Source organism: Cognatundibacterium luofuense, assembly GCF_018139685.1.
GTDB lineage: Bacteria > Pseudomonadota > Gammaproteobacteria > Burkholderiales > Burkholderiaceae_D > Undibacterium > Undibacterium luofuense.
This window is the reverse complement of record NZ_JAGSPN010000570.1, coordinates 1-292: the sequence shown is the minus strand read 5'-3', so window position 1 is coordinate 292 and position 292 is coordinate 1. Positions and strand designations below refer to the sequence as shown.

Annotated in this window: 1 pseudogene; it reads left to right on the top strand. The window is 59.2% G+C overall.

Annotation, left to right across the window (positions count from 1 at the left end):
* Positions 1 to 292 (top strand): annotated as a pseudogene (locus KDM89_RS21680) (hypothetical protein); the annotation flags it as partial.

Below are 292 nucleotides of genomic sequence, written 5' to 3'. Positions count from 1 at the left end.
CAGATCGCGCACAAGATAATGATCAGTCTGCTGCTGACAGCGGCCGGCCGGCCAAGCGTGGTGTGCGTGGTCCGCGCAATATGCGCAGGAATAGTCGTCCGCGTTCTGAGGCTGGTGAGCAGCAGGCCGCGATAGCTGGTGCTGGCTCGACTGAGTCTGCTGAGGCGTTTGCGAAGCAAGCAGCACCACGTAAACGTCAGTCGCGTAATGAGGTGGGAGTTGATTCTGGTGCGGTAAGAAAAGAGCGTGCCCCGCGTGATGCATCGACGCGGAATAAGCCAGCGACTAAGCA